Source organism: Pseudoalteromonas sp. 3J6 (genome assembly GCF_903995135.1).
In the GTDB taxonomy this organism is placed as follows: domain Bacteria; phylum Pseudomonadota; class Gammaproteobacteria; order Enterobacterales; family Alteromonadaceae; genus Pseudoalteromonas.
The window spans coordinates 1,710,278-1,735,677 of sequence record NZ_LR877185.1; the positions used below are offsets into that span (position 1 = coordinate 1,710,278).

At 38.9% G+C, this 25,400-nt stretch carries 26 protein-coding genes and 1 pseudogene; 9 read left to right on the forward strand and 18 right to left on the reverse strand.

The window, feature by feature from the left end:
- Positions 1 to 44 precede the first annotated feature (44 nt).
- Together P3J6_RS07885 and fdxA are read right to left on the reverse strand one after the other, a co-directional pair.
- Positions 45 to 2,291, reverse strand: coding sequence for a carbohydrate binding family 9 domain-containing protein (locus tag P3J6_RS07885; RefSeq protein ID WP_198522657.1), 2,247 nt, complete (start codon positions 2,289 to 2,291; stop codon positions 45 to 47).
- 141 nt (positions 2,292 to 2,432) lie between these two features.
- On the reverse strand, positions 2,433 to 2,756 hold the full coding sequence (fdxA, locus tag P3J6_RS07890; protein ID WP_010388957.1) for a ferredoxin FdxA: 324 nt from the start codon (positions 2,754 to 2,756) through the stop codon (positions 2,433 to 2,435).
- Between the two features lie 188 nt (positions 2,757 to 2,944).
- Between fdxA and P3J6_RS07895 the strand changes: the two genes are divergently transcribed.
- Complete coding sequence (locus P3J6_RS07895; RefSeq protein WP_198522658.1) at positions 2,945 to 4,555, forward strand: NAD(P)/FAD-dependent oxidoreductase; 1,611 nt, start codon at positions 2,945 to 2,947, stop codon at positions 4,553 to 4,555.
- A gap of 61 nt (positions 4,556 to 4,616) precedes the next feature.
- Here P3J6_RS07895 and P3J6_RS07900 read toward each other — a convergent pair whose 3' ends face one another.
- A complete protein-coding gene (locus P3J6_RS07900; protein ID WP_028834771.1) occupies positions 4,617 to 5,918 on the reverse strand; it encodes a DEAD/DEAH box helicase in 1,302 nt (433 codons plus the stop codon).
- Between the two features lie 327 nt (positions 5,919 to 6,245).
- On the opposite strand from P3J6_RS07900, the gene P3J6_RS07905 reads away from it, so the two are divergent.
- Both P3J6_RS07905 and P3J6_RS07910 read left to right on the forward strand, forming a co-directional pair.
- Positions 6,246 to 6,713 carry a DUF3015 family protein gene (locus P3J6_RS07905; protein WP_010388962.1) on the forward strand — a complete coding sequence of 156 codons (468 nt, stop codon included), beginning with the start codon at positions 6,246 to 6,248 and terminating at the stop codon, positions 6,711 to 6,713.
- Between the two features lie 39 nt (positions 6,714 to 6,752).
- Entirely contained in the window at positions 6,753 to 8,570 is a 1,818-nt protein-coding gene (locus P3J6_RS07910) for an Lnb N-terminal periplasmic domain-containing protein (protein ID WP_198522659.1), read from the forward strand.
- Between the two features lie 72 nt (positions 8,571 to 8,642).
- On the opposite strand, the gene dapA is transcribed toward P3J6_RS07910, so the two are convergent.
- Complete coding sequence (dapA, locus tag P3J6_RS07915) at positions 8,643 to 9,560, reverse strand: 4-hydroxy-tetrahydrodipicolinate synthase (protein ID WP_198522660.1); 918 nt, start codon at positions 9,558 to 9,560, stop codon at positions 8,643 to 8,645.
- 171 nt (positions 9,561 to 9,731) lie between these two features.
- On the opposite strand from dapA, the gene P3J6_RS07920 reads away from it, so the two are divergent.
- Positions 9,732 to 10,385: a DUF6058 family natural product biosynthesis protein gene (locus tag P3J6_RS07920; RefSeq protein WP_198522661.1), complete on the forward strand. Its 654-nt coding sequence runs from the start codon at positions 9,732 to 9,734 to the stop codon at positions 10,383 to 10,385.
- 138 nt (positions 10,386 to 10,523) lie between these two features.
- Here P3J6_RS07920 and P3J6_RS07925 read toward each other — a convergent pair whose 3' ends face one another.
- The 8 genes and pseudogenes from P3J6_RS07925 to P3J6_RS07955 all read right to left on the reverse strand — a co-directional run bounded on the left by P3J6_RS07925 (position 10,524) and on the right by P3J6_RS07955 (position 15,268).
- Positions 10,524 to 10,838 carry a hypothetical protein gene (locus tag P3J6_RS07925; RefSeq protein WP_232735475.1) on the reverse strand — a complete coding sequence of 105 codons (315 nt, stop codon included), beginning with the start codon at positions 10,836 to 10,838 and terminating at the stop codon, positions 10,524 to 10,526.
- Positions 10,839 to 10,917: 79 nt separating this feature from the next.
- Complete coding sequence (locus P3J6_RS07930; RefSeq protein WP_232735476.1) at positions 10,918 to 11,529, reverse strand: class I SAM-dependent DNA methyltransferase; 612 nt, start codon at positions 11,527 to 11,529, stop codon at positions 10,918 to 10,920.
- Between the two features lie 92 nt (positions 11,530 to 11,621).
- A complete protein-coding gene (locus tag P3J6_RS07935; RefSeq protein WP_090493145.1) occupies positions 11,622 to 11,975 on the reverse strand; it encodes a hypothetical protein in 354 nt (117 codons plus the stop codon).
- Positions 11,972 to 12,208 (reverse strand): annotated as a pseudogene (locus P3J6_RS18945) (DUF6973 domain-containing protein); the annotation flags it as partial. The gene P3J6_RS07935 and the pseudogene P3J6_RS18945, both read right to left, overlap by 4 nt.
- 25 nt (positions 12,209 to 12,233) lie before the next feature.
- Positions 12,234 to 12,380: a hypothetical protein gene (locus P3J6_RS07940; RefSeq protein WP_198522662.1), complete on the reverse strand. Its 147-nt coding sequence runs from the start codon at positions 12,378 to 12,380 to the stop codon at positions 12,234 to 12,236.
- Positions 12,381 to 12,777: 397 nt separating this feature from the next.
- Positions 12,778 to 13,065 carry a putative quinol monooxygenase gene (locus tag P3J6_RS07945; protein ID WP_178957207.1) on the reverse strand — a complete coding sequence of 96 codons (288 nt, stop codon included), beginning with the start codon at positions 13,063 to 13,065 and terminating at the stop codon, positions 12,778 to 12,780.
- 65 nt (positions 13,066 to 13,130) lie between these two features.
- The gene (dkgB, locus tag P3J6_RS07950) at positions 13,131 to 13,946 is read right to left on the reverse strand and encodes a 2,5-didehydrogluconate reductase DkgB (RefSeq protein ID WP_178957208.1); all 816 of its coding nucleotides are present in this window, start codon (positions 13,944 to 13,946) and stop codon (positions 13,131 to 13,133) included.
- 149 nt (positions 13,947 to 14,095) lie between these two features.
- Positions 14,096 to 15,268, reverse strand: a complete 1,173-nt coding sequence (locus P3J6_RS07955) for an MFS transporter (protein ID WP_010388973.1) — start codon at positions 15,266 to 15,268, stop codon at positions 14,096 to 14,098.
- A 115-nt stretch (positions 15,269 to 15,383) separates the two neighbouring features.
- Here P3J6_RS07955 and P3J6_RS07960 point away from each other — a divergent pair, with 115 nt between their 5' ends.
- Positions 15,384 to 16,271, forward strand: coding sequence for a LysR family transcriptional regulator (locus tag P3J6_RS07960; RefSeq protein WP_198522663.1), 888 nt, complete (start codon positions 15,384 to 15,386; stop codon positions 16,269 to 16,271).
- Between the two features lie 113 nt (positions 16,272 to 16,384).
- Positions 16,385 to 17,425, forward strand: coding sequence for a metal-dependent hydrolase (locus P3J6_RS07965; RefSeq protein WP_198522664.1), 1,041 nt, complete (start codon positions 16,385 to 16,387; stop codon positions 17,423 to 17,425).
- 130 nt (positions 17,426 to 17,555) lie between these two features.
- Here the strand turns inward: P3J6_RS07965 and P3J6_RS07970 are convergent, their stop codons facing one another.
- Entirely contained in the window at positions 17,556 to 17,825 is a 270-nt protein-coding gene (locus P3J6_RS07970) for a hypothetical protein (RefSeq protein WP_178957212.1), read from the reverse strand.
- Between the two features lie 232 nt (positions 17,826 to 18,057).
- Here P3J6_RS07970 and P3J6_RS07975 point away from each other — a divergent pair, with 232 nt between their 5' ends.
- Both P3J6_RS07975 and ykgO read left to right on the forward strand, forming a co-directional pair.
- On the forward strand, positions 18,058 to 18,324 hold the full coding sequence (locus tag P3J6_RS07975) for a type B 50S ribosomal protein L31 (RefSeq protein ID WP_008463845.1): 267 nt from the start codon (positions 18,058 to 18,060) through the stop codon (positions 18,322 to 18,324).
- The gene (gene ykgO, locus P3J6_RS07980) at positions 18,321 to 18,455 is read left to right on the forward strand and encodes a type B 50S ribosomal protein L36 (RefSeq protein ID WP_004586489.1); all 135 of its coding nucleotides are present in this window, start codon (positions 18,321 to 18,323) and stop codon (positions 18,453 to 18,455) included. Before P3J6_RS07975 ends, ykgO begins: the two co-directional genes overlap by 4 nt.
- Positions 18,456 to 18,501: 46 nt before the next feature.
- Here the strand turns inward: ykgO and P3J6_RS07985 are convergent, their stop codons facing one another.
- Positions 18,502 to 18,888 (reverse strand): OsmC family protein, encoded by a 387-nt coding sequence (locus tag P3J6_RS07985; RefSeq protein ID WP_198522665.1) that lies wholly within the window; start codon positions 18,886 to 18,888, stop codon positions 18,502 to 18,504.
- Positions 18,889 to 18,897: 9 nt separating this feature from the next.
- Positions 18,898 to 19,287, reverse strand: coding sequence for a cytochrome b562 (locus P3J6_RS07990; protein WP_198522666.1), 390 nt, complete (start codon positions 19,285 to 19,287; stop codon positions 18,898 to 18,900).
- 133 nt (positions 19,288 to 19,420) lie between these two features.
- Here P3J6_RS07990 and P3J6_RS07995 point away from each other — a divergent pair, with 133 nt between their 5' ends.
- Positions 19,421 to 20,500: an ABC transporter substrate-binding protein gene (locus tag P3J6_RS07995; RefSeq protein ID WP_198522667.1), complete on the forward strand. Its 1,080-nt coding sequence runs from the start codon at positions 19,421 to 19,423 to the stop codon at positions 20,498 to 20,500.
- Between the two features lie 76 nt (positions 20,501 to 20,576).
- On the opposite strand, the gene P3J6_RS08000 is transcribed toward P3J6_RS07995, so the two are convergent.
- The 3 genes from P3J6_RS08000 to P3J6_RS08010 are packed head-to-tail and all read right to left on the reverse strand — an operon-like array spanning position 20,577 to position 25,333.
- Positions 20,577 to 22,355 (reverse strand): alpha-amylase family glycosyl hydrolase, encoded by a 1,779-nt coding sequence (locus P3J6_RS08000; RefSeq protein WP_198522668.1) that lies wholly within the window; start codon positions 22,353 to 22,355, stop codon positions 20,577 to 20,579.
- Between the two features lie 25 nt (positions 22,356 to 22,380).
- Complete coding sequence (locus P3J6_RS08005) at positions 22,381 to 23,601, reverse strand: glycosyl transferase (protein ID WP_198522669.1); 1,221 nt, start codon at positions 23,599 to 23,601, stop codon at positions 22,381 to 22,383.
- Positions 23,594 to 25,333 carry an HAD-IIB family hydrolase gene (locus tag P3J6_RS08010; RefSeq protein WP_198522670.1) on the reverse strand — a complete coding sequence of 580 codons (1,740 nt, stop codon included), beginning with the start codon at positions 25,331 to 25,333 and terminating at the stop codon, positions 23,594 to 23,596. Before P3J6_RS08010 ends, P3J6_RS08005 begins: the two co-directional genes overlap by 8 nt.
- Positions 25,334 to 25,400 lie beyond the last annotated feature (67 nt).

Here is a 25,400-nt window from a genome sequence, read left to right on the forward strand (position 1 = left end):
TTTTTATTGCCTAGCAAAACCTTGCTTTTATATTGTTTATAGCGTTATAACTGCCATGCATAACTTACTTTCGTAAAGAAAGTACGTTGGTCACGCTCAATGCTTTTTAACGAGTCATCCTGATAACCTTTATCTGAATACCCTAAGTAAAATAACGTTTGTGCGTTAATTTTATATGAGTAAACCAGCTGACTACCATAATCTTTGTTGATTTCGCTTACCTGATAAAAGTAAGCATCTTCATTTCTGTCTATATCTTCAAACTGTAAAATCAGCTTAAGCATAGCGCGCATACTAAACTTATAATAAAGCCTAAAATCTACAAGGTTTGCGGTAAATACGCGTCGCCCTTGGTAATCATCTAAATGACTATAATTATGTCTAACATCTAACTGCCAGTGATTATTAATATCCCAAACAGCCTGTGATTGTGTAGTTAAAACATCACCTAACTGCTCATTGGTATAATCTATACGGCTTGCGTATTCGGCGTATAACGATAATCTCAAATCTTTAGTCGGCCTAAAAGCCGTATAAAAATAACCAATATTTTGGTTATAAAAATTGCCATTATAGTTTTCATAGCGATTTAACAAACCAAGCTCAAATACAGACTGCTTTTGACCTTGAAAGGTCATGTAACCTTCATATTCTTCTTCAAGCAAGTCGCCATTTTGAGCCCAGCTTTTATCCCAATCGGCGGTGTATGACCATGTTGTTAGCATGTCATGTTCATCACCATACCAAGTTTGACCGCCACCAAAGCCTACTTTTTCATAGTCTACTTTTTCTTGATAACCTAAATCGGTGCGGTAATCCTCACCAATATTGTCATACGTTGCATAAAGCTTATAATCGCGCTTATCGCGAGTCAGCTTTAATGCATACGCCATATCAGACTGAGACTCTGCTAAATTGTAGTTATCAACTAAAAATTTAGAGTTGTTGGTATCAGCATTGGCTATTTGATAATTAAGTGTATCTGACTGATTAAACCAATAGCTACCATCAACCGATAACACCGTATTATGGTAGTCGCTACTTTCTCTATGTGTGGTGGTTACTCCTATGGTCCCTTGTTGGCCAATATCATATTGGTATCGCGCCACCGCTGCCTTGGTTTTATCATTTAGGCTGGCAAAACCAGACCCTTGGTTACTAGGCAGTAAAACATTACTGTTGTCGTCATCTGCAAACATTAGCGCATAGCTATGGCTGTCGGTTTTACCGGTGAGCTTGGCGCCAATATTAGGCTCAGCTATGGTGCGGGTATAGAGCAGTTCAAATAAATTACTTTTAAAGTAAGACGCGCCATCTAAGAAAAACGGGCGTTTTTCAGCGTAATAAATAGAATATGTGGTGTTTACATCCAGTTCTAACGAATCGGTTTCTACCTGAGAGAAGTCAGGGTTTATGGTGGCATTAATAACTGCATCTTTAGTGACGCCCCAACGCAGATCAAGCCCTACTTCTGTATTTACATCGCCATTATCCCACGCACTAGGTACCTGTGTTTTTTGATCGTTTCTTAATGCGGTTAAGGTTGGCGTTAATTGCAGATTCTTACTCGGTGCTAAATTATTAAATCCAGTTATTTTGTCAAACTGACATAAACTACATTTAATATCACGGTCAAAGCCTGTACTTGATAATTGATACAACACATCACGCTGATAGTTGCGCATCATCGAAAAGCCCCAAGTAGAGTCGGCTTGATTTTGTGCAAAGCGCAGAGCTTTAAACGGAATACGCATTTCAACCACGTAACCATGCTCGTTTATGGTACCGGCACTATCCCAAATAGCATCCCACGATAAATCAGATACCCACTCATCGGTATCCGTCATGCGAATGTCGCCTTGGGCGCCCAGTGGGTTTACATAAAACTCATAGCCGGTACGCTCATCGTTAAAAGTATCAATTACCAAACCGACGTTGTCATCTTGCCAAAGCGTGTCTCTATCACGAAGCGCCGCACGAATTTTACTCGGATCGGTGTCATAAGCAACAAAAGCTACATACAAATTATGACCATCGTCATAAATATACGCATCGGTTTTTACCGGTGGCGTGCCTTTTTCATTCGGCTCATCTTGATAGTTTACCGCAACGCGGGTTGCTTGTTGCCAATGCGGCTCGTTAAGCACGCCATCTACATCAATGTTTTTATTAATGTGTGCAAGTTGATAATTAAGCTTATCGGCAAGTGCATTAGGGCTGAGAGTTAAAACAAGGCTGAAGCTGATCAACAACAGCAATTTTATTATTTTTGTAGGTATAAAGTACTGCATAAACATCCATTTAGGTTTATTTACTTGTTGAAAGTAAACTTTGGTCTGGAGTGTAAATTATACAGGTACGTTTGTTAATACTTGCGCGTTAATATTTGCAACAAAATTAACAAAAAACTAATAATAAGTTTTAGGAAGTGGTTATGTGTCGAGAAGTTTTAATTTATTAGCTACACCATTCCAGCTATCGGCATCTTCAGGTGCAGGTTTAACTTGCGTTATACGTGGCCATATTTCTGCCAGTTCTGCATTAAGCTGGGTGAATTCTTTTTGCGATTCAGGTAGTTCATCTTCTTGATAAATGGCATCAGCTGCACACTCAGGCACACATAAACCACAGTCAATACAGTCTATTGGGCTAATAGCCAAAAAATTAGGGCCTTCAAAAAATGCATCTGCAGGGCACACCGATACGCAATCAGTGTACTTACATTTTATACAGTTTTCGGTGACTACAAACGCCATAGTGGTTTAATACCTAATATTTAACTTTACCAGCTGCGGATCATACCCAACCCTTACCAAAACACAATAAATATGTGCCAAAAGCGAACAATTTAACGTAATATATGGCGCTTATAAATTAGCGCTTTGTGCACTCCCCTTATTGTGAGCGGTATTTACTTTCCGCTATGACACCAAAAGAGATATTAATGATACGTTTAACCGAAATAAAGCTGCCGCTTGACCATGACGAAAATGCTATTGGCCAAGCCATCATCAATAAATTAAATATAAGTCCAGAGCAGCTACACAGCTACAATGTGTTTAAACGCGGTTACGATGCACGTAAAAAAAGCGCCATTTTACTGATTTACACGCTTGATGTTGAGGTAGATAACGAAGCACAACTGTTAGCCTCGTTTGAAAAAGATCAACACGTTAAAGTCTCCCCTGACACCAACTACAAATTTGTAGCACACGCTAATAGCAGCATTAAAGAGCGTCCTGTAGTAATTGGCTTTGGCCCATGTGGTTTATTTGCCGGTTTAGTGCTGGCACAAATGGGCTTTAAACCAATAATTCTAGAGCGCGGTAAAGAGGTACGTGAACGCACCAAAGACACCTTTGGCTTTTGGCGTAAAAAGGCGCTTAATACCGAATCAAACGTTCAGTTTGGTGAAGGTGGTGCAGGCACGTTCTCAGACGGTAAGCTCTACAGCCAAGTAAAAGATCCTAAACATTATGGCCGTAAAGTGATCACTGAATTTGTAGAGGCTGGTGCTCCTGAAGAAATTTTATACGTTAGTAAGCCGCACATTGGTACTTTTAAACTAGTAACCATGATTGAAAAAATGCGCGCGCGAATTATAGAACTTGGTGGTGAGATTCGTTTTAGCAACCGCGTTGACGATATCCATTTAGACAACGGCCAAGTTACAGGGCTGACACTTTCTAATGGTGAAAAGCTTGAAACTCGCCATGTGATTTTAGCGGTTGGTCACAGTGCCCGTGATACGTTTAAAATGATCCACGATAAAGGCATTTATGTTGAAGCAAAACCCTTTTCAGTAGGCTTTAGAATAGAACATAAACAATCAATGATTGATGAGTGCCGCTTTGGCGATAACGCGGGTAACCCTATTTTGGGCTCTGCCGATTACAAATTGGTACACCATTGTAATAATGGCCGAACCGTATACAGTTTTTGTATGTGCCCTGGCGGCACGGTAGTTGCCGCTACCTCTGAAGAAGGCCGTGTGGTTACTAACGGTATGAGTCAATATTCTCGTAGTGAGCGAAATGCGAACAGTGCTATTGTTGTGGGTATTTCGCCAGAAAAAGATTTTCCTGGCCATCCTCTAGCTGGTATAGATTTACAGCGTAAGCTAGAAGAGCAAGCCTATAAGCTTGGTGGTAAAAATTATGATGCCCCAGCACAGCTGATTGGTGATTTTTTAAAAGGTAAATCGTCGGCTAATTTAGGCGATGTACAGCCTTCGTATACACCAGGTATAAAACTGACTGATTTAAGCAAAGTACTGCCAGCTTTTGCCATTGAAGCGCTACGTGAAGCAATTCCTGCCTTTAACAAACAAATTCGTGGCTTTTCAACCAATGATGGCTTACTAACGGGTGTAGAAACACGTACGTCTTCACCTATCAGCATCAAGCGCGATAAAACTTTCCAAAGCATTAATACCAAAGGGCTTTACCCTGCAGGTGAAGGTGCAGGTTATGCAGGCGGTATTTTATCAGCGGGTATTGATGGTATTAAAGCGGCCGAAGCAGTTGCATTATCGATGTTAGAAAAGCACAACTAAACTACTCTTTCAGGCACAAAAAAACCTGAGTAAACTCAGGTTTTTTAATGGCTTAGCTGTCTTACTTTTTAAGTGACAGCTTTTCGCCTTTTAAGCTTTTACGTACATTAGAAATTCGCGAGCGGTTTTTCGCTCTCGCTTCACCGGTAGCCTGGCCTGATGGCTTGTTAGCACGGGTACGGCGTAAATGCGCTGGCTTTTTACCAATCTTATCAATCAGTACTTCACGATTACTTACTTCGTAACCTTCTAAGTAAACACGTTTAATTTTTTGACCAATTAAGGTTTCAATTTCAAACAACATATTTTCTTCTTCGCGACTCACAAACGAAATTGCTTGTCCTTGGTTACCAGCACGACCAGTACGGCCAATACGGTGAACATAATCTTCAGCAAGCCAAGGTAAATCAATATTAATAACACGCGGTAAACCGTCAATATCAATACCACGGGCCGCTACTTCTGTTGCAACTAGCACGCGTACTTTGCCTTCTTTAAATTCACGCAACGCACGACGACGATTACCCTGCGATTTATCGCCATGACATACTGCCGCTGGGATACCGTCTAGGTTAAGTTCAGTCACTAACTCATCTGCGGTTTCTTTCATGTTTACAAACACTAGCACTTGCTGCCAGTTTTTCTTACCAATCAGCTCAGAAAGCAACTCTTGCTTACGGCGCTCCTCTACTGGGTAAACCACGTGTTGTACTGTACTTGCAGTGCTGTTAGTTTGATCAACACGAACAATTTCAGGCTGCTTTAATACTTTAGAGGCGAACTGTTTAATTGCTGCTGGGAAGGTAGCTGAAAACAATAAAATTTGACGCTCATCTGCACAGCTTTTTATTACGCTTTGCATATCATTAATAAAGCCCATATCAAGCATACGGTCAGCTTCATCAAGTACTAAATGTTTTACTTGAGCAAGGCTTAAGTTACCTAAACGAATATGATCAAGTAAACGTCCTGGTGTTGCTACTACAACATCAACACCTTCTTTGAGTGCAATTTCTTGTCCTGCGGTATTAACACCACCAAATAAGCTCACTACTTTTAACTGAGTGTACTTAGCAAAGTCTTTAAAGTTATTCGCTATTTGCTCTGCAAGCTCACGCGTAGGCGCAAGGACTAAGGCGCTTGGCGCATTCGTAGTGCTGCAATCTGACTCAAATAACTTTTGAATAATAGGGAGTGCAAATGCAGCGGTTTTACCTGTACCGGTTTGTGCACTTGCTAAAACGTCTTTACCTTTACGAACAGCCGGAATAGCTGAGCGCTGAATGGGCGTAAGGGTGTGGTAATTAAGTTCGTCTAACGCCTGAATAAGTTCAGGGGCAAAACTAAAAGATTTAAAATTCATTGCTGTATAACCTGCGGCCACATTATCAAGGGTCGCAAATTATACAGTAAAATCGCTTAAACAGTTAGTTTTAAACACCAGAAACCGCTAATTTATAAAATGCAGGATAATTAGCGATTATCAGCTGTTGTTTAAGTTAGCTAAATGGTTTTAACTCGCAAGGTTTATTCCCGTTAATTCACGCCTTTATTGCACTTTTATAAATTTTACACCGTTGTTTTACATTGTGTTACATTGTGTTACATAACTATTTGCATTTAAATAACCAAAACAGGTAAACTTCTTCGCCCGTTTTGTGGGGTGTATATAAATTAAAGGAAATTAATAATGATAAAAAGATGTTTAACTGCTGCGGTATTAGTAAGCGCATTCGTTTCAATGCCGTCACAAGCAAAAAGTGGCATCAACCCATGGCAACAATGTGGTATTGGCGCAATGGTTTTCCCAGACAATGGCGTTGCGGCAGCAATTTCTAATATTATTTGGGATTTAGGAACAACAGCGGTATCGTCTAACATTTCTTCAGTAGAGAGCTGTGAAGGCGCTAACGTAAAAACAGCGCAGTTTATTCAACAAACTTTTCCTGTATTAGAACAAGAAATAGCACAGGGTGAAGGCGAGTATATCTCTGCAATGCTTAATGTACGTGGTTGTGATGTAACTGCTCATCAACAAATTATCACTTCGGTACGCAGCGATTACGCAAACGCACCAATAGACAATGCACAAGCATTTTATGAATTAGTTGAAGGTAAAATTACAACTAACTTTTCATCTCAATGCGCTGCAATCTAATAATTAGAGGGCTTAACAGCCCTTTTTTTTGGTTAAACAATGAAACCTTTATTTTATTTTATTAGCGTTTTTTTATTCACCTCTTTCTCAAGTTCTGCCACGCAATCTATCTCTGTTTTAGCAAAACACCCAATATGGTTGAAATTAGGGCATTACAAAAATCAACCAACTACTATTAGTTATATTACTAACGCATCCTTTTTTATTGCAGATAACGGACGTAATGATCCGGTTGCAGAATTAAAAGCAACAATCCATGCTTTTAATAACCAGCCATTAACACAATGTCGCTACCCTGCTCGTTATCAATGGCTCAAAGAGCAAGGTTTAACCTTTTCAATGCCAGCTGCAGAGTGCCCAAAATTACAGCAATGGCGAGAGCAACAAGCTATTCACTCTGTTAGTTTAGTATTTGCCTCTGGTTATATGAGTAACCCCGCATCGTTATATGGTCATTTATTACTTAAACTTAATCGCTCAACCGAATCAAAAAACAAATTATTAGATTACAGCATAAACTATGGCGCACATGTTCCAGACAATGAAAATGGCTTAGTCTATATTCTCAAGGGCTTGTTTGGTGGTTATAAAGCCGGTTTTTCAGATCAATTGTTTTATCGCCACCAGCATAATTACGGCGAGATAGAATTAAGAGATTTATGGGAATATACTCTTAATCTAAACGAGCGCGACGTGGCTTTTATTGCTAACCACTTATGGGAAATTTTAGGCACTGAATTTGATTATTACTTTGCCGATGAAAACTGCGCGTTTCATCTCGCACAAATTATTGAACTTGTTATTGGCGATCAACTAACTAGCGAAAGCTCTCCTTGGGTAATACCTGCCACTATTTTTTCAAGGTTAAACTCGGCCACTTACCAAGAGCAATCAGCGGTTAAAAAAGTCACATTTACACCCTCACGTGACACTGTATTTTCAAAATATGTGCAATCTTTAAGTGAAAAAGAGCTCAGCTTTGCCAAACAAATCTTTGCAGAATCAGCAGTACTAAAAAGCAAATCATTTTTAGCTTTGCCAGTACAGTCTCAAAAAGCCATTATTGGCGCTTTATTTGAACTTGTACAAGTGAAGCAAATTCAAAAACAAACCCCAGTAAAAATAAGTGAGTTAAAAAATGCGCTAATCCAAGCGCGCTTAAAGCTGCCAATGGGCGAAAACAAAGTTAAATTTCAATTTACCCAGCAGCCACCACATAAAGGCCAAAAGCCCTCTAACAGCTCAATTTCTGCGATGCACACGGCTGAGCAAACACAGTACACTATGGGTTTTAGGCTGAGCTATTTTGATACCCTTGCCTCTGATATTGCCCGCATTCCATTTTCTAATTTAGAAATGTTAGATACCGAGCTGATGTTTACAAATGGCGAAACTTACATAAATAAAATTCATTTATTAGATTTAGAGTCATTCAATCCAAACCAATTGTCTTGGGCTAATGAATCTAAGTGGTCGTGGAAAATCAATGTGGGATTCGACAGACAACCAGCACTGTGCAGAACCTGTAAACGCAGCTTTGTTATGGGAGGAGCCGGACAAGCTTGGCAGTTTAGCAACAACACCTTAGCCTATAGCTTAATTAATGGTTATTTGGGTGATTTAGCTAAAAACAGCCACTTTTATGATTCGTCGGTAGAGGTGGGGATCATTACTGGTACTGACTCAGGTATTAAACTCAGAGCATCCTACGAAAAATCATTCTTAAATGCTAAAAACCCTGCGCAAACCAAACTAGAACTTGCAGTGCCTATTAACCAAGATATTGATATTAGATTAGCAGTAACACATGCCAATTCAGCTATGTGGCAGCTTAAACTCAACTACTATTGGCAGTGATATAAAAAAGCAGCCTCTGTGTTTACATTAGGCTGCTTTGAAAATTTAGTATTTAATAAATAGTCTAACAGTTTAAGATAAAATCAAAACCTTACTAATATCCACACACTGCGCTCGGCTACCGACAAAATCTTGCTCATTAAGCTGATTAATTAGCGTTACACCTTGTTGCTGTTGCTCATCGTTAAGCGGTACGTAAGGCATTCTAAACACAGGGTTTACCGCGCCGGTCATGATCATCGCGGTATTAATGGCAATTGGGTTTGGCTCGCAAAATAGCCAGTTCATTAATGGTTGTAATGAATTATTAAGCGCATCATTTTTGGTATCCATTAATTGGCGGAACAAACCTGGGATCAGGTTAGACGTAACTGAAATAACACCATGTGCTTTATGGATATGGCGTGCATCGTGTGCTTCGTCATCATTCCCAGACCAACATGCAATACCTTGTTGTTCATAGTGCGCTATACGCTCATTGCCACCACATTCTTTAACACCAATAAAGTGCTCATGCTGGGCCAGTGGTTCAATAATATCAGGGGTGAGGTCTTGACCTGTGCGCCCTGCTACGTTGTAAATAAACGCCGGACCAATATCAAGCAAACGTTTAAAGTGTTCTTTAACACCGGCAATTGATGTGCGCCCGTAGTAAGGGTTAATTTGCAATGAGGCATGCATGCCGCTGGCAAAACCATACTTAGTTGCTTTAATTGCTTCGCGCGTATTATTACTACCGGTGTTACCTACAATCAGTAATTTATCACCAAATTTATTAGCACTGTGCGCAATTAGCATTAAATGCTCTTCCCAGTTCATTAACTGGCCTTCACCGGTGGTGCCACCAACAACTATGCCGTCAACACCCGCTGCAATTTGTATTTCAACGAGTTCATCATACTTTGCAAGATCGATCTCACCATTGGTTAAGTAAGGTGTTTTAATTGCAGTAATAAGGCTTGCTTGTTTAATTTGTTCTAGGGTGCGCATAAAAAAATCATTGTTATTAATACTTGGCCTATTTGTACCATATTTACCGCGCTATTTGCAGTGATAGCCAGTATTTAATTATAAAATGGCTTGTGTTATTGGGTTTGATGATACAAAATAAATAACTGTATAAATAAACAGTATTTGTTTTTTACTATTAAGCGAGCCACTATGCGTTTATCTGACTATTTAAGCACTCACTTTTATCACACTGATGAGTTATGCCAAGCTCTCAACATAGATACTGAAACCCTTGAAAACTGGCAAGCGCAAAGCATTTTCCCTAAGCCAAGTTATTGCATTAAAAACCAGATGAGTTGCAGCTCTTACTCAGGCTTGTATGAATGTGAAGAATACGACGATTACTATCCCCGTGGCTGCGTAAACTGGGGTCAAGGAGTTATAAAGCAAAAAGTTGAGTCATCTAATCAGGCTTTTAATTTGTTTGCTCAGTACTATACCCAATGCTTAGCTAAGCTTGCACAGCAAGGCTTTATATTTAACGAAGAGCTGTTTGGCTGTGAAATAGAAGAGCATTTACAGCAAGTTTGGCAACAATTTCTATGCAGCAAATATGGGGTGCTTACCCAAAATGGCTTAATTGATGAAATTGTGGCGGTGGATATTGGCAGATTATTAGTAGACGATATAACCGAGCTGCGCAGCAAAGCCAGTTTAGATAAGGATGAACGCACCCGCATTCACCCTGCCATGAAACTTTTAAATAAAGCCCTTAGCCATGGCGCCGATCACGAAAAGCAACTTACATTACGTAGCCGCTATATTGATGCCCTTATTTTAAAATACGATTTATCGATTAAATAAAGAGTAGTGCTTGGCTAAGGGGTTTAACTATTTAAGGGTTGTTGGCTTTATTAAAAATTACCAACACTGTGTTTTGCGGCTGGTTTTTGAGTGCAACGAGAAAAATAGCCCAACAACTACACTTTGTTAATTGCAAATTTACGATTTAGATATAATTTGATTAACTGCATAAGTTACATCATTTTTTATTACTGACTCTTCCATAATTGGTATTACCCATGAGGCACCTAGCATCTTTAAAGTGGAGCGCCAACTTTTCCATAGTTTCCCTTCAATGGTATCAAGATTATCAAGTCCAAATCTTGAAGATGCGCCCCACTGAGCAATTGAAGGCAGCTTAGGATCAGCACTTTGGGCACCTAAAATAAACGGGCGATCCATATCGTCTGGTACGATTGCAAAGTAATACTCTACTTTTTCAGTCTTATTTAGAAATTTCGAGATAATTATCATTTTTTACCAGGCTAATAGCGATCAAATATTGAATAAAGCGACATCATTTAATCCGTCTTTGTTTGATCTTATTGCCTTATTAATCATTTTTACCAATAGCCATTAAAACAGGCATATTTCCTTTTGAACTATTCATTATAAAAGGACTATTCACTTTAATACTTACAAAGCCACTTGCCAAAAATGCTTGTTTAACTCTTTTCTCTGACAACCCCATACCCGATGAATCATCCTCAGAAAGCCAATCCCATTGAACAAACAGACCGTCTTTTTTTAATAAAGATTTTAATAAACTTAATGTCATTTCATAATCAGGCAGAAAACCGCAAACAGACGATGCGACTATTAGATCAAATTTATTTTTTAGCTCAGGAAAATTTTGAACCAATTCACTAGATAGGTAATCACAGATAGACGTTACATTATTTAGTGCCTTTTTATCCAATAGCTTTATCATTTCAGAAGATGGATCTATCCCTACGATACTTTCAACCGATGGACTCATTAGCTGAGTCAAAGCGCCTGTACCACAGCCAAAATCTAGAACGGTTAGACCATTAATATTAATGCTATCTAAGAGCTCTGAAAATGCATTTTTTGCATACTGTTCAACACTAGGATCTACATCCCAGTTTTCAGCATACTCATCCCATTCGTTACTCAATATTCTCTCCAAAAGTAAATATTTCATCTAAACGCCTAACGCTGAGTTAAGCGCAAAATAAAGTCAGCCTAAACTAACAGATCTCGAGCCAATTATACCTTTAATGTTTAAGTGCTTGGCTAATTACCTTGTATTAGGCAATTTTCTGGCTCAATCAGAGCTCTTTTTACTTTTCCAGTTTTTCTATCAATTGGAAAAGCAACAACGCAATCTCCTTTTTCTTTAAGCCTATATGCGGGAAACTCGTCATATAAGTAATAGCCATCTGGCTCACCTAGGAGCTTTTTAATACTAGAACGATTTTGCTTTTGTACATCATATTTAGCTAAAAAGTCGTTTAACATTGCCCTTCGATTCGATATATTATTTTGCCACATAGCCTGATTGAATGATATTTCAATTAAACTGGAATCCTTTGTTGGTTCAGAGCATGCAAAGAGAACCAAAGAAAAAGCTATTAAGATGTATTTCATTTTTTAATCACTTTTAATTTTCCAGCGCTCAACGCATCATTACACATTTTGGATAATTTAGTATTATCTGAGTTTGAAATACCAATCCTCAGACCGACACTATTATTATGAAAATCCATAGTCTTCTCTTCAGCTATATTTAAAGGGCTACTTTCATGAGCATTAGTCAATTCTAAAGGATTCTTATAGCCGATATCTCGTGATAGAGTCGCTGACCAAAAGCAATGTCTTAAGGCATCACTTTTATCATTTCGTCCATTATGCCCAAAACGCTTGGTAGTCTGTCTCTGAGTACGCTATATCACGGGACTTCATAATCACAGTTACATGATGAGGATGTGTTTTGATATAAGACTTCTCATCATCAGTAAGGTGGTCGTATTTATCATAGAGTGAACTTGCCATTTTTAATTCCTTTTAGTTGATTACAATAGAGTCAAAAAACTCAACAATCTAATCTAGCTAAATTGTCGTTTTATAAACCGTCAAATGTCCCTATATTCCTTTGTGTTTATATTAATCATCAAAAAATATTTTTAAACAATTAGCTAGCATTGAATCTCTTTATAACGGTGCAAAATCACAGCAAAAAGAATGTGTCAGTAATATCAAGCAAGCCAGCTGTAGCTATGCAAACAGCAGTGTCTTATTAAAAATTGCTATTATGAAATCGTTTTTATTATGAAACAGCTTTGGATTTAAGAGGCAGCTGAAAAGGATGATATTTTAAGAAAATATTTGGAAATGATATTTAAAAAGAGCTGTAAGTACAGCTCCAGCATTGCTATTAGCCTAGTGGCAATTAACCAATGGTTTTGTACACATCGATATTAGTAGAAGAAATAAATGCACCTACAGCATCACCAAAGGCCTTGAAGTGTGGTGCGTTTTTATGGGCTTCGAAATGCTCATTAGACGCCCATTGCTCACTCACTAAATAGATAGTTTGCTCAGCATCGTTTTTAACTGATAGCTCGTAACGCAGGCAGCCTACTTCTTGGCGAGAGGACTGTTGTAAGTTTTCGAGCTCAATTAAAAGGCGCTCTGCATCGCTATTTTCACTCGATAGTGTGGCAATTACCGTTAACATGGGTGTTCCTTGTTTAAAAATAAAGGTGCAGCTTTACTGCACCTGTTTTAGCTTTAGCTCTTTGGTTATTGATCCCACTGTGGTGCAAAGTCTGGCGATGCTTGGCGGTCGTTACAGTCAAGGCCATCTATACGCGCAATGTCTTCATCATCAAGTTTAACTTTGTCGTTAAAGTTATCTTCTAAGTTTTTACGCTTGGTCGATGATGGAATGGTGGTCATGCCATTGGCATTTTCCCATGCAATAACCACTTGCGCTGGCGTTGCATCGTGCTTGTTAGCAATATCAATAATGGTTTGATCTGTTAATACCTTACCCACAACAAACGGCATATAGGCGGTAACATGAATTTTATGTTGATCGCAAAAAGCGCGCAGTTTAGTGTTGGTTAAATATGGATGTACCTCAATTTGATTAGTGAATATTTCGCGAGGATCTAAGGTTTGCATTGCCTCATTTAAGTTGGCAATGGTGAAGTTAGATACACCAATATGTTTAGTTAACCCCAGCTTTTTTGTTAACAGCAGCTCGGTTAAATATTCACTCATGGGTTCATTATTTACCGGTGCTGGCCAATGAATTAACAATAAGTCGACATAATCAAGCTGTAGCTTCTCTAAAGATGTTTTAACACTGTCAACAAAGTCAGCTTTGTTGAGCTTATTATTCCATACTTTGGTGGTTATAAATAATTCTTCACGAGGAATATTGCTGTCTTTAATTGCTTGGCCAACTTGCTCTTCATTGCCATATATTTGCGCGGTATCAATGTGGCGGAATCCAACTTCTAATGCCATTTTTACAGATTCATAAGCTGTTTTACCTTCTAAACGAAAAGTACCCATACCTAAATCTGGCATTTCAATTACACGTTGTGTCATAGCTTTATCCTTGTTTAATAATAGGTTTAAAATTCAAACGACGTGTTTACTAAATACACCTATTACTTTTTTTGATTTAAAATTTTGACCTCATGTGAATACTGAGGTCATTAATTTTTATTTCAAGACTAACCTATATGAGTTCGGCTTTATTTAGCCTGAACATTATGTTTATCTAGCCTGCCACTGTATCGAGTGACTATTAAAGCCAGTAATGAAACAACGGCCCCAATCCATGCGGTATCTTTTAGTTCCATATGCTCGACTACAAGCCCCCCTGTAACAGAGCCTAAGGCTATTCCAATATTAAACGCCGCGATGTTTAAGCCCGATGCGACATCTACCGCATTAGGAGTATGCTTTTTTGCCTGTTTTACTACATAAAGCTGCAATCCTGGTACATTACCAAATGCAAATGCCCCCCATATTAAAATAGTCAGCACTGCGGCTACTTTTGATTCCATAGTAAAGGTGAAAGCCAATAAAATAATTGTTAACGCGCTAAATATAATACTCAGTGCGCTAATTGGGCCTCGCTTGTCGGCTAATTTTCCGCCCCATATATTACCAACAGCCACCGACACACCATAAACCAGCATTATTAAACCAATAGCGGATGGTGCAAAGCCAGTTTGCTGCTCTAATATAGGCGCTAAATAAGTAAATGCGGTGAACGTACCGCCGTAGCCTAATATAGTCATTAAATAAACGAGCAATAAGCGCGGCTTAACAATAACCTGTAGCTGCTCTTTAAACGTCGCCGGAATAGACTGCTTTAAGTTTTTTGGTACTAAAATAGCGCTGCCAATTAGCGCAATTAAACCTAATGCCGAAACCACTAAAAAAGTTGCACGCCAGCCAAAGTGCTGGCCAATCCATGTTCCTAATGGCACACCCGTTACAAGCGCTACCGTAAGGCCGGTAAACATAATTGCGATAGCGCTCGCCTCTTTGTCTTTACTTACCAAGCTTGTTGCTATCATTGAGCCAATAGAGAAAAATACACCATGAGCTAATCCTGTTAGTATGCGCGCCAGTATTAGTGTTTCGTAACTCGGCGCTTGCCAAGCTAATAAATTACCCATAACAAATAAGCCCATAAGACTTATAAGTACCACTTTTCGGTTCCAGCGACCCGTTAATGCAGTGAGTACCGGTGCGCCAATAGCTACACCAACTGCATATAAGCTCACTAGTAAGCCTGCTGATGGTAAGCTCACGCCTAAATCGTTTGCAATAGTTGGCACTAAACCCACTATAACAAACTCGGTTGTTCCAATTGCAAATGCGCTTAAGGTAAGCGCCCATAAAGCCAATGGCATAAATACATCCTCATTTTTAATATAGATGCATAGTGTGTGTAAAAACTCCTTTGCAATAAATAGCATAAATGGCAAAATACTTTTGTTTATTTTGCAAATATAAATGAGTTAATTTATGCCTGTTCAAGCTAAAACTGAAGATCTAGAAATGTTTATTACCATTGTTGATTGTGGCAGCTTTTCCGGTGCGGCTAGTTTACTTGATTTAAATGTAGCTAAGGTTTCAAGAGCGCTATCTCGCCTTGAAAGCAGGCTAAACTGCACATTATTAAACAGAACAACTCGGCGCTTAAAACTGACCGAGGAAGGACATATATACATAGAATATGCGCGAAAGGCTTTAAACACTCTGCTCTTAGGGGAAGAAACAATAAAGCTACTTAAGCAAGCACCTAGCGGGCACTTGCGTATAGATGCAGCAAGCCCTTTTGTTTTACATCAACTAGCGCCACTAGTTAATGAGTTTAAAAAACAATACCCGCAAATCACGCTCGATATTACCTCACACGACAATATTATTGATTTACTTGAGCGCAAAACAGATTTAGCTATTCGCATTGGAGACTTAAAAGATTCAAACCTGCACGCGCGAAAATTAGGCCAAAGTAAATTAAAATTGGTCGCAAGCGCTGATTATGTAAAAAATGCGCCACCGTTACAGCAAGTTTCAGATCTTAAAAACCATAACCTAATTGGCTTCAGTGAGCCCAATACTCTTAATCAATGGCCCTTGAAGCATCAGCAATCACTGCACTTTGATTTAAGGGCTAGCAGCGGCGAAACCATTAGGCATTTATGTATTGCTGATCAAGGCATAGCACTTCTCTCACAATTTATGATTGCAGAAGATTTAGCCAAAAAACGATTAATAGAAGTTTTACCTCACAGCGTAAGTAGCCCAAATAATCGAGAATCTATTTATGGCGTTTATTACAAAAATGGGGCGGTTTCTTCCCGTATCGTTGCATTTTTAGATTTTATACAACCGCGACTAAGTTTATAAATCGCTTTTAAATTGAGTTTAAAGAGCAACTTAATGAAATAATTTACATTATTGACGGTTTTAAGATTAAGCTGAGTATAAACACTGCAGTTGCATTATTTGGATGAGGTAGTATGGATTCTTTAACACAAGTCGCATTAGGCAGTGCCGTAGGCTACGCGGTACTAGGCAATAAAGTAGGTCGAAAAGCCGTTGCGTGGGGCGCTATTTTAGGCACTTTACCCGATCTAGATGTATTTTTACCCTATGGCGGCAGTGTAGAGGCATTTACCTATCATCGCGGTTTTAGCCATTCTTTATTTGTGCATTTATTAATAAGCCCGCTGATTGTGTGGCTAATATTAAAAATACACACAGGCATGCAGGCTTATAAAGCTCGTTGGTTTTGGTTAGTTTTTTTGTGCTTATCAACACATGCTTTATTAGATTCACTCACCGTTTATGGTACTCAGCTAATGTGGCCCTTAAGTGAATACCCTTTTGCGGTATCCAGCATGTTTATTATTGACCCCCTTTACACCTTACCGTTATTAATTGGTTTAGCTTTTACTTTATTACCTAAAATAAGTACCAGTAAAGCCTATAAAATCAATGCAATTACACTTAGCCTAAGCACAGCGTATTTATGCCTTGCCTTTGTGTTTAAACTCAATATTGACGACAAGGTAAAAACAGCACTGAACAATCGCGATATTGACGCAACCGGCTATATTAGTACGCCTGCCCCGCTCACTACTTTACTTTGGCGTGTAGTAGTGATGTCTGACGGTCACTACTACGAGGGTTATGCCTCCGTGTTTGACTCGCCCAGTGATGTAACCTTAAATGCCTACAATACAACACCGTCTTTAATTAAGCCTATTGACAAGCAATGGGGCATACAAAGGCTACAATGGTTTACAAAAGGGTTTTATTCTATTCGCCAGCAAACCGATAACGTGATTTTGTCAGATTTAAGAATGGGTATGGAATGCCAATATGTATTTAACTTTGTGGTAGGTGAGCAAACAGACTCGGGCATTAAGTTGGGTAATTTTGAACGACTCTCTCAGCGCCCTAGTTTTAGTAATGCCGGTAATATTTGGCAGCGAATTTGGCAACCTGAAGTCTCGCTGGCATCTCCATTGGCTAAAAATAACTGCTCGTTGCCATAGTTAGGGGTCTTGTATTAAAAAAGTGTGATTTTTATTTTGCTTAGGAATAAAAACACACACTTTTTTAACACTAAATTACATTCAAGCAGTTTTGTGCCACCTCAAAACGTAGTTATTGCAACCAAATGAATTAGTTTTGGTGCTCGTACTGTCCACGATATACTTCAAATACTTTTAATACGGTGTGTTGTTCTTTTGAAAGCGCGTCAAACCAGTCATCAAATAATTCATCATCTTCTTGTTCGCTTAATGCTAAATAATGAGCAAGTAATTCAATGATGTCGTTATGAGTACACCCTAACGAATCAACTTGCTTAGCTAATATACTGTGGTCACGCTCTCTGAGAGTATCCATGACTCCTTGGTCGATTTGGTCTTGTTGTGCCTGAGCGTCACTCATAAAACTACCTCTATTGACGTTATTAAATTCTTATTATTTTATTCGCTGAGTCTAGTTATAGCAGCCTAAATACTAATAGCCAGTACTTTTGATCTAAGTGCTTATTTTTTGACTATTTTGTGCAAATACACAGCAATTACACTGCGTTTAAGGCTATCTAAAATGATTTGCAAAGGGAAAATAAATACGTTAAATTAAATGATATACTATCACATAACATTAAAGGCATTTTATGAAGCCCAATATTCACCCTGATTACCATGTGGTTGCTTTTCATGATACTGCAGCTGATTCTTACTTTATTATTGGTTCAACCATTAAAACCAATCGCACCATAGAAATTGAGGGTAAAACATACCCTTATGTTCCTATTGATGTCTCAAGTGACTCACATCCATTTTATACCGGCAAACAAAAAACGCTCGCTACTGATGGACGTGTTGCGCAATTTAATCGTCGGTTTAAAAACCTCTCTACTGCTAAAAAGGAAAGCAAATGAAAGTTTTAAGTTCATTAAAAAGTGCAAAACAACGACCAGGTTGTCAAATTGTAAAGCGCAAAGGGCGAGTATTCGTGATATGTAAAGATAACCCTAGATTTAAAGCTGTGCAGGGTATGAAGAAAAAGTAGCAAGATAAAATAATGCCGAGTTTATACTCGGCATTATTATTAGGGTCTATTTAACTACAACAGAAAACTCAGGTACTGCTTGAATAACCTTTTTCACGGTACATGTATTTACCGCAGCAATCAGTGCTTTTTTATATTTAGCTGGGAAATCTTCTGGCAAGCCAATTTCGATTGAAAAAAGCTTCTTACCGTTTTCATCTACATTTTCGTTATTTTGTGTCAGTGTCATCCCTTCGGTCGAGATCTCTCTTTGCTGACAAAATTTACGCGCATAAAAACCAGCACACAACACCATGCTTACTAAAAAATAGTCAAACGGTTCTGGATGTTCTGCATCACCACCAGCGTTTATGCTTTGATCGCTTATAACTTCATGCTCACCAAACTTAGCACTTAATTTTTGACCGTCTAACATTGAAACCGAAATTTCCATTACTAATCCTTATTTTCCAAACAATAATTCAAAAAAGCCTGGAGGCTCATGTAATTTGTGATATTTTTTGCGTAAATTATCAATTGCTTTGAGTGGTTTTTTTGCCGCCTCGAGCCCTTGCTCGTTCGCTACCTTTTTGGCTAACTGGGCTTGAGTAAGCACCTTATCTAGCCCTTGCACCGACTTTTCAGCTTCTTTATAAAACTTGGCTTGCTTACTTTGCTCTATCAATTTAATAAATTCATCGATAGCGCCATTAAATTCTGCTAACTGGGTTGCTTCAACACTTTGTTTATAAGCAAGCCCAATGTTTTTCATGGTTTTTTCTAAGTCGCTCATTTCATTTGCGGCAACTATTTGACTAAATATTAATACCATTAATAACAAAACTGCTTTCATTAATACACCCTAAAAAATAATTGTTGCATACATGCTAAACTTACTGAGGTATTATATAGGATAACGCCTAGATGTCACCACGGAGTACTTTAGCAAGGATAAATTGAGCTTTAGAAAGTTTATAGAGAAATGTATGTCCTTGTTTAAATTATACCGCCTGCTAACATTTACCTGCCTTCTGTTGGGTAGTTATAGTGCTTATGCCCTAGAAGTCATATTTATTAATCCTGGTTTTTCCGACTCTGAAAATGCACAAAACAAAACCGGAAATTTTTGGTTTGATGTTTCTAAAATAATGCAAAATGCAGCCACTGATTTAGATGTGACATTAACGATAAAATACGCAAATCGAAATCATATTTTAATGAAAGAGCTTATTCAGCAGGCTATAAATGATAAGCCCGATTATCTGATCCTCGTAAACGAAAAAAATGTTACCAGTAAATACCTCTCTAAAATAGACAGTAAACATGTCCCTATTTACTTTTTATTAAATCGTCCCTCACCTGCGTCACTTGATATGTTACGTGAAAATGGCACTAACATAGTCGGTAGTATTACCCCAAATAATCGCGTTGCAGGTAAATCATTGATGCAGCAGCTTTATAAAAAGTTTACCAATAAAACAACAACTAGCGCACATATATTGGCGTTATTAGGCGACTATGCAACGCCTGCTTCTATTATGCGCACACAAGGGTTAATGGATTTTTTAACGCAAACACCGCAAGTCACCTTAACCGCTAAAGAGGTTGCCAATTGGTCTGAACAAGAAGGGTTTACAAAAACCTTAGCGTATATGCAGCAAGCCCCTGAAATTAACATTATTTGGTGTGCGAATGATGCCATTGCTTTTGGCGCAAAAAGGGCATTAAAACAGCTAAACATGCAATCTCAGGTTATTGTGGGCGGTATTAACTGGGAGGTTCCACCAAGTAATAAATCAGGACTTGATGTATCTATTGGAGGTCATGTGTTACTAGGTGCTTATGCCCTAGTTAATTTGTTCGACAACCATACTCAACCAAAACTTAGTCCTTTGCTTCATCGTACAGCTGATATTTTTGACCCGCTTACTGAGGAAAACACCCCCTTATACAAGGCGATAAATACTACTGGCCTTGCAGAAATAAACTTTATACAGTTTAGTAAAACACGCGCTGACTGGTATGAATTTACCATAGAAAATCTACTTTTAGCGCTTGAGAAGTAGCACTGTAAAGCCCCTTTACAGTGCTATTCCCTTATTTAAAACTCTGAACGCATTTTGCCTACCATAATAAATGTCCCTATGCCTTATTGGATAACCAAAGCGTTTGATAGGGTGCTAACAGCATGGTTTGTTGGGATTCATCAAGTGTTGTTTTAGAAATTAGCTCAACCCATTGCTGGGTATTTATTAAGTTTAAGTCGGCTAAGGTTAAGCTTTGTGGCTGACTGCTAATATTATAAACACAAAAAATACTTTGTTGGCGGTCTATACTTTGTCGCCAAAAACCAAATAACCCCTCTCCTAAGTGCAAAGTAAATTGTGTAGCATTAGGATGGAATGCAGCTTGCCTTTTACGCACTGATAATAACTGTTTTATTCCCTTGAACACCTGGTGATGGTGGCTGTATTTTTCTTCAATAGCCGCTAATAATTTTGACTCTTGCCAGCGATGACGATTAATTGCGCGATTGTGCTGCGAATTTTCAAAGCGCTCATAGTCATTAGTTGTGCCAAGTAAACTATGTATGTATAGCCCCGGTATTCCTTCCATTGCAAACATAATGGCATGGGCACACAAAAAGCGCTCAAGGCCATATTTATCTGCGCCATTATGCGTACCTTGTAAGGCATCAAACAAGGCAATATTTAGCTCATAAGGGGTATGCGTGCCATCGTGACTGGTGCGCATTGAAACACGTCCCCCAAATTGCATGGTCGTGCTTACTAACGAAGCAACTTCACTCGGTTGTAATAAGCCTTCAATTGGCCTCAAACCAATGCCATCATGAGAGGCTATAAAATTAAAATATGCGGTACCGTTTTGCGCTGGCGGCATGCTCATCATCCAGTGCTTAAGTGCGGTACTATCACCACTAAGTAAAGTGTGCAATAACAACGGCGGCAAAGCAAAGTTATAAATTGCATGGGCTTCGTTGGCATTACCAAAGTAAGATAGATTTTCTTGATTAGGAATATTGGTTTCGGTAATAATCACTACACTGGGCTCAGCATGCTCAATCAGCGTTCGCAGTAAACGCACCACTTCATGAGTTTGTGGCAAGTTTATACAACTGGTATTAAGTTGTTTCCATAAAAAGGCCACAGCATCAAGGCGAAACAAGCGAATACCGTTATCTAAATAGTGGCGAATAATGCCAACAAACTCTTTTAAAACCTCAGGGTTTTCAAAATTAAAATCCACTTGATCATGACTAAATGTACACCATACATGCTTATCACCGCTTGCTGTGGCGACCGTATGTAATAATGGCGAAGTTCGTGGGCGCACTACTTGGCTTAAATCGTCAGTTAAACTGGCTGTTTTAAAATAGTCTTTCCCTGGGTGTGTATCGGTTAAAAAGTTTTCAAACCAAAGGCTTCGGCTAGAACAATGATTAATCACTAAATCAGCCATTAACTTTACATCGTTGGCAATCGCGTTAATATCTTGCCAATCGCCCAGCGCTTCATTAACTTGCGCATAGTTCATTACCGCAAATCCTTCATCTGAGCTGTACGGATAAAAAGGTAAAATATGCAGTGCATTAAGCTGGTGATCGCACTGCTCTTTTATAAAGCGATGCAAGGTTTTTAACGGCGCCTCTAGGGGAGTTCCAACTGCTAACTCACTGTCTTCATGATTTATAATAGAATCGCCATAGGCAATTAAAATAATATCTTGTTCATCCCAGCGATTAGTGTGCGGCGTAGGATCTCGAAGTGGGTTATTACTCAATATCAAGGTGATTAATTCTTCAGCCAACTCAGCTACCGGCATAGGTAACTCAACCCCTTGATAAATAGTATGTAAATGTTGTTCGACTCGTTGAAAAAACTGTTCCCTAACTATGTCCACAGGCGCCTCGTTTAAGTATACCAATTTAACTGTATTGTTCGTTATCAAGCTCAACGGCTTCTTTTAAACGCTCTAGTACATCGGGCATCGCCGAAGCTACACGGTTCCAACTCGGCACAAATGGCGCTTCCATTGGGTTTTCTAAAAAGTGTTGGCCTGCATTCATAATATTTTGTGCAAACATTTCTACCGCTTTTTCTTCTTGGTGAATATCAAGTGTTAAGCCGTTCATTAACGCATCATTATGATAGGTTTCAATAAAGTCTAAACCAATGCGGTAATAAGTCGCTTTTAATGAACGTATGGTTTCGCTGGTAAAAGTAACCCCCTGAGTCGCTAACTTTCTAAATAGTGCTTTGGTTATATCAATAGACATTTTAGAAAGGCCAGCTGTTTGGTCGTCCAACGATAATTCTTGGTGTTTATGATCGTAGTTATCGGCAATATCAACTTGGCACAAGCGGTTATGAGAATAATTACGATACATCTCGCTTAATACGCCAATTTCTAATCCCCAGTCACTAGGAATACGAATATCGTTTAATACATCGCGTCTAAATGAAAATTCACCGGCTAATGGGTAGCGAAACGAGTCCATATACTCAAGGTAATCACGGCTGCCTAAAATGGTTTTAAACGAGCGCAATAACGGAGTAACTAATAACCGAGAGACACGGCCATTTATTTTTCCATTAGCAGTACGCGGGTAAAAGCCTTTACAAAACTCATAGTTAAATCGAGGATGTGCAACTGGGTAAATTAATCGCGCTAATAAGCCTCGGTCATAAGTTAAAATATCGCAATCATGTAGTGCTATTGACTCAACCTCAGCGGTAGCGAGTTTATACCCCATGCAATACCACACATTACGCCCTTTACCAAGCTCGCGTGGCGCCACACCTAAAGCTTGAAGCTCTTTATCGAGCGTCTGCAAGCGGGGGCCATCGTTCCAAAGGACTTTATGGTTTTGATCGAGCGATTTAAAAAAGTTCAATGCATAGCGATACTGGCTTTCGTCGGCTCTGTCTAAGCCTATAGTTATTTGCGATAAATACGGTACTTGTTGCAGCTCTTTAACAATATTTTGTAAAGCAGGGCCTTCTAACTCACTAAATAATGAAGGCAATATAAGCCCCATTGGTCGCTGTTTACTAAAGCCAAGTAACTCTTTTTCTAAATCGTCTACGGGTCTATTGGCAATGTTATGTAGTGTTGTAATAATGCCATTTTGATAAAAATCAGCCATGTAAACTATACTCCTCAGAACTGGGTAAAATACTGTTAATACAAGGTAGTGCTGTAATTTCTTCAACCCAGCCTAGCGGTGCCGGCAATTGAGAATAACGCGCTTTGTTATAGGTTAATTTAACTGGCTTTTTACTCTCTGGATTGGTAATGATGATGGCGATATCAGCCTCTTCTAGCATTTGCTTATCGTTTTCACTATCCCCTAGCGCAATAATGCTCAGCGCTTTAGTAAACTGCGTATTAAACTGCTGCACTAACCATTGCTGAGCCATGCTTTTATCGGTATTTTTTCCAATGTGAACAAAGCGCCCGCCTACTTTAACCTCGTAGCCATATACTGATATCGCATTGATAAATTCATTTAGTTGCTGCTCATCGCCATGCCAGTAGAGCGGATCTGAGTATTGACGGGTTTGTGCTTGCGTTGCTTGTAGCTGGTTTAATCCTGTCATTTTCATTACCTGCTCACTGGTCAGCTCACTAAACAAACTATATTGGTCGCCGTAGTCTTTTTTTAAGCGTTTTAAATCAGTCCATAAATTGCTAATGGGTGCAGCAAACGAGTAACACCAGTAGCCTTGGTATTCGCTGCAGCCAATTGGCCTGAGATTAAAATAATTTTTAGGAATATAAACAGCCGAGCCATTTTCAACAATGAAAGGCTGTGTAATATTAAGCGCTTGTTGCAGTGCCACTACTTCACTAAATGTTTTGCTGGTATTAAATACCACAGGTACACCGCTGTATTGCAGCTCTTGTAATAAGGTATCTACTGCATCGGTGTTGTAATCTCTGTGATTGAGTAATGTGCCATCTAAATCGGTAAAAATGATAGGTTGTACAATACTATCGCTTGTAAGCACCATCGCAGTTACATCTCGATTACTATCGAGCTCTATAAGTGCATTTGCTTTAGCACTAAGGGTGTTGAGGTTTTCACGCGTGATGCGTTCAAAATGAGAGATAAACCACAATAACTGCTCATCAGTCATAGTGCCTGCGCCCTGCCCTTGTTTGGCAATTAACTTGTGTTCTTGCTCTTGGCGCCACGCAAACACATCATCAAAACTCGGGGCTTTGAGCATAATTGTGTAATCGATTTTATCAAAAACGGTTTTATATTCATTGGCTAAACAGCTGTTAATACAGCGACGCCATAACCCTTGTTGATCGTATGATTTTTCTAGCTCGTTAATAGGCTCAACTAAAGTAAAAGGCTGCTGTGGTTCACTGGCTACACACCACCCTTCTAAAATAACAACATCGATCGGCTGACTATTAGTTAACCATTTGTTTTTTGCTACAGGTTCATCTTGTTGCTTATCAAAACGCGGCAGCGGTACATTTACTTCTGCATTTAATAAACGACTAATCGTGTTATCCATTAACGCAACATCGTGTGTACCCGGTACGCCTCGGGTGGCGAATAAACAATGCACATCTTGCGCTAACTGTTGGCGTTTTTGAGTTGATAAATAAAAGTCATCAATAGAAAGCGCAACACAGTTTAGGTGGGTATTTTGGCTAAACCAAGTTACTAAATAATCACCAAGTGTGGTTTTTCCTGAGCCTTGGCAGCCATTAATTGCGACAAATATAGGGGCTGTTTTTTTACTGGTTAGAATGTCCTGCGCAATAGCAGAAAAATACTGCTCGCTAATATACTGATATTTCAACGGCAGTTGGTGTTTTACTAAAAAAGCATTTATATCCACACTCTTGGTCTCCATATAACAATCCCTGAGTCAACTATAGGGTATGACTAAGGAAATGCAGTTACTAGACCAATATTATTTA